This window comes from Gluconobacter thailandicus F149-1 = NBRC 100600, from assembly GCF_000964465.1.
GTDB classification, from domain to species: domain Bacteria; phylum Pseudomonadota; class Alphaproteobacteria; order Acetobacterales; family Acetobacteraceae; genus Gluconobacter; species Gluconobacter thailandicus.
The window spans coordinates 1-8,406 of sequence record NZ_BANH01000004.1 but is presented as its reverse complement, the minus strand read 5'-3'; the positions used below and the strand labels follow the sequence as shown (position 1 = coordinate 8,406).

The 8,406-nt window shown below is 53.9% G+C and carries 8 protein-coding genes; all 8 read left to right on the top strand.

The annotated features are described in order from the left end of the window. The first annotated feature begins 151 nt into the window (after window positions 1-151). Window positions 152-802, top strand: a complete 651-nt coding sequence (locus B7444_RS01140; protein ID WP_007284620.1) for a hypothetical protein — start codon at window positions 152-154, stop codon at window positions 800-802. Between the two features lie 339 nt (window positions 803-1,141). Further along, complete coding sequence (locus B7444_RS01135; RefSeq protein WP_007284619.1) at window positions 1,142-2,026, top strand: Abi family protein; 885 nt, start codon at window positions 1,142-1,144, stop codon at window positions 2,024-2,026. 65 nt (window positions 2,027-2,091) lie between these two features. Further along, complete coding sequence (locus B7444_RS01130) at window positions 2,092-2,397, top strand: WGR domain-containing protein (RefSeq protein WP_035730650.1); 306 nt, start codon at window positions 2,092-2,094, stop codon at window positions 2,395-2,397. A gap of 317 nt (window positions 2,398-2,714) precedes the next feature. Continuing rightward, a complete protein-coding gene (locus tag B7444_RS01125; RefSeq protein WP_007284617.1) occupies window positions 2,715-3,701 on the top strand; it encodes a FitA-like ribbon-helix-helix domain-containing protein in 987 nt (328 codons plus the stop codon). A gap of 244 nt (window positions 3,702-3,945) precedes the next feature. Then, window positions 3,946-4,851, top strand: coding sequence for a replication protein RepA (locus B7444_RS01120; RefSeq protein WP_007284615.1), 906 nt, complete (start codon window positions 3,946-3,948; stop codon window positions 4,849-4,851). A 1,357-nt stretch (window positions 4,852-6,208) separates the two neighbouring features. Next, a complete protein-coding gene (locus tag B7444_RS01110; protein WP_007284612.1) occupies window positions 6,209-6,778 on the top strand; it encodes a recombinase family protein in 570 nt (189 codons plus the stop codon). A 497-nt stretch (window positions 6,779-7,275) separates the two neighbouring features. Then, window positions 7,276-7,638 carry a hypothetical protein gene (locus B7444_RS17065; protein WP_007284610.1) on the top strand — a complete coding sequence of 121 codons (363 nt, stop codon included), beginning with the start codon at window positions 7,276-7,278 and terminating at the stop codon, window positions 7,636-7,638. A gap of 73 nt (window positions 7,639-7,711) precedes the next feature. Then, window positions 7,712-8,406, top strand: a 695-nt coding sequence (locus tag B7444_RS17060; protein ID WP_252365372.1) for a lytic transglycosylase domain-containing protein, incomplete at its 3' end; no start/stop codon positions are given.

Here is an 8,406-nt window from a genome sequence, read left to right as displayed (position 1 = left end):
TACGAACTAGAGCGGAGATCAAGCCCCCGAAAAAACCCGCACGCGCATCGCTGATCTTTGAGGGATAAATCCATTCGTCACGAAAGAATTTCATTGACGAATCAATGATACCCCATTTATCAGAAAGAAATCAGCGAGGAATCAGACCGATATGGCGAATATCTTTGAAGACCCCAAAAAGGCAGCCAGAAAGTCACAACTCTTTGAAGCTGGCATTCATGCGTTAGAGAATGACGGATGGCAGGTCGAGAAAATCCCCGGCTTCGGAAAAGGAAGCGTTCGGAAGATTACAAAAGGCAGCCAGGAACGAATCGTATCAATCAGGACGACGCAGGATCAATGGATTGCGTTTCCGAGGAATGATGCCGGTGATGCCTGGGTCACGTTGTCCGATGTGGATGCGATCGTGGCCGTTTCTGTAGATGACAAGGAAAATCCGCGCTTTGCGCAGGTGCATCTTATTGAAGGTGATGAAATGCGCGCGCGCTTCGACCGGGCATATCAGGCTCGGATCAAGGCCGGACATAGTGTACCGAAAAAGCGGAGAGGGATCTGGATTTCACTCTACGATGAAGAAGCCAGCAGCCCCGTTTCGCGTGTGGGAGCTGGTGCTGGAATAGCTCATAAGCCGATCGCGCGCATACCTCTGGCAGAACCTGGTCTTCCTGCCGAACAGGAAAAGAAGGAGGCCGGTCATGCCGGCACCGATTTGCGGCCACTTTCCATAAGCGATGCGAAGAAAAGTCTGTCGATGTTTCTCGGGGTGCCGGAAGAATCCATCGAGATCATCATACGATCCTAGAGACAAGCGTGTTGCAGTGAGGTCGCTCAATGGCATCGCGCGCCGACGCCGCGATGCGCTTCCGTGGAGCGAACCGCGATATTTAGGACACGCTAGAGGATACACTAAAGGGCACGTCACAGGATACGCACGGAGCGCGGTTTCCGTTTATGCTTGACTCCCGCCGTGTATCAGCTTAAAAGCCCACTTAATATGGCCGTCTCCGCTGTTGTGCTGCGCGCAAGCTCAGGACATCAAGGGACGGCCTTCTTTATTTTTAGGCACATGCGTCCGCCTTATACCAAGCCCCACCTCAGTTTTGCCGATCAAGTTGATCTCCTGATAAACCGGGGCTTGGGAGTGACAGACCGGACCAAGGCGATCCATCACCTTCAGCGCATTGGTTACGGGCGTCTGGCACCGTATTGGGAGCCTTTCGAACAGAACGGCCCCGATCCTCGCGATCCGTCCCGCATCATTCGCACCGACCAGTTCCGACCGGGTGCTGAGTTTCGCCACGCAGTCGATCTTTACCTGTTCGACAAGCAGCTCCGTCTTCTGTTCCTAGACGCAATCGAGCGGATTGAGGTGGCATTGCGCGTGGATCTGGCACACACGCTCGGAAAGCGCGATCCGTGGGCACATCTCTCGCCAGCTTTCCTCGACACGCGCCGAGCGAACACACCATTCCACGACGGCACACGCCACCAGAATTGGCTCGACAAGGCCAATCAGTCGATCCGACGTTCGAAGGAAAGCTGGGTAAAGCAGTTTTTCGACACCTACAGCTCGCCCCTGCCGATCTGGATGGCCGTTGAGACTTGGGATTTCGGCACGCTTTCCTGGCTTCTGTTCATGGCGCACCCACGGGACCGCTTCGCGATCGCGTCACGATACGGTCTGCTTCCCGATACGCTGGTGAGCTGGATCAGGTGTCTTGCGTTCGTCCGCAACATCTGTGCCCATCATTCCCGCTTATGGAACTCGCCGATCATCAATCAGCCCAATGTTCCGAAAGAGCAGGAGGCACCCACAGTCGTTCATATCGGAACGGAAGTCGTGCGGCGAACTCGTGTTTATGGTGCGGCAGCCGTGGCAAGCTGTCTCGTCAAGGAGATCAGCGCCGGCACATCATGGAGCCGCCGGATGAAAGCGCATTGGATCGACTTCCCGACAATGCCTCTTGCAAGGGCCAGCCAGGGCGGCTTTACCGCGCCGTGGGACACGCTTGAGATCTGGACCTAGACCCTTCCATTCTTCTGTACTCGCGGCTGGTCCGGTGCTAGAATCTGGTTATGGGCAGGACCGTCATGAAATCCAGACAGTCGAAAAAATCCGCCGCCTTGCATAAGGCGGCCCAGCTCGCGTTGTTCCCGCTTACGGCACGTCTTCGGCGTATTCGACCGGAGCTGAATGAATGGCGCTTTTATGCGATGTCCGTTCAACCTGACCTGTTCGGCGGCGCGGCGCTCGTGCGGCAGTGGGGCCGGATCGGCACGACGGGATCGCAGTGTCTCGATCTCTATCCGGACGAAGGTACGGCCATCAATGCGCTGTCGAAAATGGTCCGTTATCGGCAGAAACGCGGCTATACGCTCGCCGTTGGTCAGGATTAACTCAGGGGCAGTGTGGTTCCTGCATGGCCCTGCGACAAACTCCATTCATTGAGCGAGCTGCACCATGCTGACACGAGGGTTTCACTCGTGTCAGCATCAGTTACCGCTTTCCACGCAGCATGAGTCGTTTGTTGAAATCTCAGGCTTGCGAGCGGGCTATCTTAAATCCGAAGCGCGGGAAGTGGACGACGACTGTCCCGGCATTCTCCTACTCGTTTTCTCATTCACTGGACGGTGATAATAATGCAATCAAGATAATGATTGCATTGTGATAGCATCTAGGTGCAATCATTCTTCTATCGAAGGAGGATGATCCTGTGCCAAGTCTGACAATCAGGAATTTAGACGACACTCTTATCAATGCTCTGAAGCGCAAGGCCGGGGCGTCGGCCCGATCCGTCGAAGCCGAACTGAGAATTGCGCTGAAGGCGTGGGCAGACCAGCCCGCCATGATGCAGGTCGAGGCAGTTTCACAACGCTTGCAGCAAGCGATTGCCCTCGCAGAAAACGGGCGAGCAAGCGATTTCTCGACACGTCCACCATATAGCGCCGCGCGCCTGGCTGACGCGATCGGAGAAGATCACGTCACGCCTGTTGCACAATGGATTGAGGGGATAGCTGAGCCCAGCCTTTCCCAACTCAAGGCCATTGCCGCTTACTGCTCGGTATCGGCAGACTGGCTGGCTTATGGCGAGGGCACCCCATATCTTTGCGAGTATGACCGAATTCCAGAGAATGCCGGTCAAGGGGTCCTGTGGCTGCTCGATGCAGACCCCAAAACCCTGAAAACACACCTTCAGGGGCTACGGTTCATCCGATGCGCCGGCGAACGCGGTGGATTGCTCCTGGTGAAACAGTGGGCTGACAAGGATCTGGTTATCCGCACGCCTTACGTTGTATCCGAGGACACGGGCGGGGGCGGTCGGAGTTCCCTGCGTAATCTTACTCAGGTCTGGCACCTGCTTTATCAGGTCTACAGCGAGTGCGATCTGGCCCCGGATCTCGCAATCACGAGCCACATCGCAAGCGAGCGCACCTACCGCCAGCTTCAGGACGGTTGGCACAACCCGTCAGCACTGCTTCACGACCTGCCCTCCCAGCCGTGGTGGGAAGACATTTGGGATTCCAATGAGTTCGCACGGAGCAATTACTGGCCGGGATGGAAAAAGCTCTGCACGGATCTGTACGAAGAAATTTCTGACAGTAAGAGCGCATCGAACATTCGGGAGTCGATCGAAAGCGGTGAGCATCCGCTTTTGAAAGAAATCGAGAACGCAGCCCTTCTAGGGAAGCTCGATACGTGAAACAGTTCGCCTGTCACTTCAGACCAAATACATCTGTTGTGCAAAATCTATATGATCTCAGGCCCGCGCATATTGGATGGTGGCAAGTTTTTTTCGTTTGTCCGCAAATGAATAATAATAAAATCTGTTTCCATCACCTGCACCGAAACGATAACGTCGGATCAGAATCATCAAGCAGACAAACAAGCCTTGCGTCACACGCAATATGCTGAACAACGTAGCAGGGAAGAGAGGGATCGGACGAATGAGCAAACGCAAATCACCGCCTGAACAGAGTGAGCTTGTGCTTTCTCCGACAACCGCGCGCGTCATCCAGCTCTCGGCCGAAATCCAGGCAACACCGCCTGACGACATTGAGTTCATGCACACGGTCCTCTGCCAAGTCGGGCTCCCCCGCAAAAGGACGAAGGAAACGCGCTTCGAGCGAAACAATGGCAAGGCGTCCCTGCTCATTACAGCCGGCGAAATGTACAACGACGGTCATTGGGAAAAGCTCTTCGTTCCTTATGGGACAAAGCCGCGCCTGGCCCTCTTCCATATCAGTACCGAAGCCATCCGGACCAAATCGCGCACTGTCGCGGTCGGCCGGACCATCAGCGAATTCATGAAACGGCTGAACATCAGCCAAAACGGCCCATCCCGTGAGGCATTCAGGGCACAGATGAACGCCTTGTGCGCCTGTGAAATGAAGCTCGGTTACGGGTCGCGCAATCTGAACGCCCGACCGGTAGACGAATTCGATGCGTGGACCAAAAATCTCGCTAAAGACAGCACAATCGAACTGTCCGAGAAATTCTGGCACGAGTTAAAAGAAAACGCCGTCCCCCTTGATCCTCGTGCACTTGAGGGCTTGCAGCATTCCGCACTGGCACTCGACATCTATACGTGGCTTGCCCATCGGCTTCATCGCGTGCGGGGATCTGGCGAACGGCTCACCTGGTCCAACCTTCGGCTACAGTTTGGGCAGGAATATACGGACGACAAGAATTTCAAGAAGGCATTCCTGATAGCCTTGCGACAGGTTTCGGCTGTTTATCCGGATGCGAAGCTAGAACAGGTTCGAACGGGTCTGAGGCTGATCGCATCGCCACCCCCTGTCCCGCGACAGACCGTTGTCTCTTTTCAAAAAGTAATTGGGTCAGAGGCTTAACTCAAAAATTCGGGTATAATGGGCGGTGCAATCACCACCCTTTGGACAGCGTGTCTCCCGGTTTATCACGGTGCAATCACCACCCTTTTGGGAGCGATTCCGACATCCTCGGTGCGGTGCAATCGCCACCCCTTTGCGTCCGATTCGTCCTCAGAAACAGACGGTGCAATCGCCACCCTTTTTCCAAGCGGATCTCCGCAGGAAAGACGGTGCAATCACCACCCCTTTTATCCGCCTCACAGCCACCAAAAACACGGTGCAATCGCCACCTTTTTTGGAGAAAGGCTCGCCTCTGTGGATAAAAAAGTTATCCCGGTGCAATCGCCACCCGGATGCGGTGCAATCACCACCCCAAAAGACGGTGCAATCGCCACCCGTAAGGACGGTGCAATCACCACCCCCCTAAAACCGGTATGATTCCCGATAAATAAACCGATAGGTTTTTCCGGTAGTTGCCTGCGGTTTTCCGGTGGATTTGTGGACAGTCGCCCAAGGGCGAACGCTCGAAGCGTGTGGACAGCTCTTCGACCTGCCCACACGCTCCGGCTCTGACCACAAGTCCACCGGACAACTTCAATAAGATTTTTTTTGATAGATTTAAGGGGAGGGCGCCGCTCGCCTTCGGCGCGGCGCTATGCGCAGACCTAGGAGGAAACGAAGAATGGGTTTTCTGAGAGACATCCTGATTATCAGGGAGCGAAAACGACTGCGACGCGAGAAAGCCGCTGTCGCTAAGCGATTAGCTGTCTCCCCGATGTTCAAGAACACATTCGCGACTGATCGGGTGCTCGCTGATCGTATGCGATCGAACGGGGTTCCGCGGTGGAAACGAGCCCTCATGATCTTCTTACTCAGATAGTGCCCAGGAAGCAGCACATGGTCATATCCGGCCTATAAGCCGTTCTGATGCGAGTCTGTTTTTTCGCGGGATACTCTCCCCCTAGGCAGGGTCATCGTCTGGACAGTGAGGCCACCAAGACGATCGTCTCCGTCTAGAGGGTTATCGACATGACACCCGAGGATATTAGCCGCGAACCGACGGACTATGACCGCGCCGGCATGGGCTGGTGAAATAATCTGGATGAGGCCACGCGGCATTTTTGGACGAGCTCGCTGGCAATACCGTTCGGACTGTTGACACCAGGCAGACATTCAAACGTGAAACCAGTTGGGAAACAGCAGCGGTGAGGGCGGGCCGGTACGACAATGCCGTTCTCCTCTTAAAAATAGTGTCTCATAAGACGATCGTTAAACGGACACTTTCAAAAGACGTGACAGCGGAACGAAAACCCTACACAAAGTTCGTCTCATAAGGGTGGTACGGTAATAATCTCAATAGAGGGGGGCTTTACGTTACATGATGCTGATCGGTTACGCCCGTTGCTCACGGGACACACAGGATCTGGCCGCGCAACGCGCTGCCCTCGCTACTCTCGGGGTGGATGAAGATCGCATCTATGTCGATTTTGGATATTCTGGCACGAAGCGGGAGCGGCCGGGTCTTGACCAGGCACTGGCTGCGGTAAGGCGGGGTGACACGCTTGTCGTGCCGAAGCTTGATCGCCTCGCCCGATCTGTTCCCGATGCGCGAAGCATTGCCGAAATGCTGACCTCCAAAGGGGCGAAGCTGGCAATCGGCTCGAACGTCTATGATCCGACTGACCCAATGGGCAAGATGTTCTTTAACGTCTTGGCAACATTTGCCGAGTTTGAAGTCGATTTGGTGCGACAGCGAACACGCGAAGGCATGTTAATTGCCAAACAAAAAGGTAAACTAAAAGGCAAAAAGCCAAAACTTAGCGTAAGGCAACAGCAAGAATTACGCAGAATGCACGAAACTGGTGAGTATTCTATCAGTGATTTAGCTGATGTATTCTCTATTTCTCGCCCAACAGTATACAGAACCATCAAACGAAACGTGGAATAATCGTTTATAACGCCTTTTTCCGTATTTATAATATCAGTACGAATATACAAAGTGATACAAATTTATTTTGAGCATGAACGGCATTTCAGCACCATTTTTGCCACGAAAAAAAGTGAAAATCCCACATAACAAATATCGTCGTTCACGCCTGATCGTTTTCTTTACATTTGTCACAATTCCGTTATGTTCGACAGAAGTCGAACGTAATTTGTTCTAAATTTCCACGGATTACCGCTGTTCGAGATCATTTCATCAGCCTGAACGACTTCTTGGACCAAGGCTTTTTTTGTTGCGGCTCGTGAGAAAAATTCGATATTTCTACAAGGCAAGATATTTCGATGCGGTCAGATCGCTGACGATCGGGTGTCTCAAACGAGAGGTTTCGTCCTTGCCATGCGAAATTCTTCGGCCTTGCCAAAACTTAACGCCCCGGTTTGTTTTCCTGCTGGGCCTCTCCGCGTTCAGGAGAAGGCTATTGTAGGAAGGGGGATTGTCACTTGCTGGAACCGTTCGAGCTGGCAGACATCAAGGTCGGACTTCGGGACGGCGGGAAAATTTTGGGCGTTTTCATCGTCGCACGACCGGACAGCGATGAAGGACCGGTCTTTGTGGTCTATTTCCGAGCGGACTGGACACAAAGCCGCACGTTCAGGATTCTTTCCAGGTTCCGAACCGAAGGCGTACGAACGTACAAGAATCTCGGCAGTCTCTATAAGACCATCCGCAGCATCGGCTACGACGGACGGATCACGATTTATCCGTCTGGCGACAACGCGCTTCATACGTTCGTGGGCGTCCTTCCTGAAGATCTCGGCGACCATCCCGCAGATATGGTCACGTCGGAAGGCGACAAAGAGTAATCTAAAAACCGCACACTTTGCTGCTGCCGCGTTATTATTACCGCTCGCAGCGGGCGAAGTGTGCGCGCAGCCTTTGGCAATAAAGGATTTCGGACAGCTCGCGCTGAAATGCGGTCCGAATGTCGCGCCTATTACTTTGGCCTCGATCGCGCAGACTGAATCAGGGTTTGATCCATTTCTGGTTCACGACAACAACACGAAAAAAGCGTTCAATCTGGAAACAGATGCCGAAGCTGCGGAGCTGGCAAGCCGACTGATCTCGATCGGCCATTCGGTCGATCTTGGGCTTATGCAGATCAATTCGCATAACCTGCCCGCTCTTGGATTACGGGTTCAGGATGCGTTTGACCCCTGTGTTTCGATAGGTGCGGCGTCGATTATCCTATCCGATACCTATGTTGGCGGTGAGAGCCACGAGGCGCAGCAGAAGGCGCTTCGGGTAACAATCTCCCGATACAATACCGGAGATGCACAGCGCGGCTTTACGAATGGCTATGTGGGCAAGGTGGAAGCATCTGCCCGCAAGGTTGTTCCTGCGCTCGATGTAGGCATGGGTCAGAGCGGCGTGCCGGCCGCTCCCCAGCCGCAACAGGTTGCTGTTCCTACTGATCCAAACGCCCCCCCGGTGTGGGACGTGTGGGGCAGCTTCGAATACAGCACAGCGTCTGACACCAAGAAAAAAGGAAATGATCCTCGGGCTTCAGATGCGGTGTTGTTTGTCCAGGCTAGGCTCAGGACTCATAGCCAGAAGATGACGGTTGCGGCGAG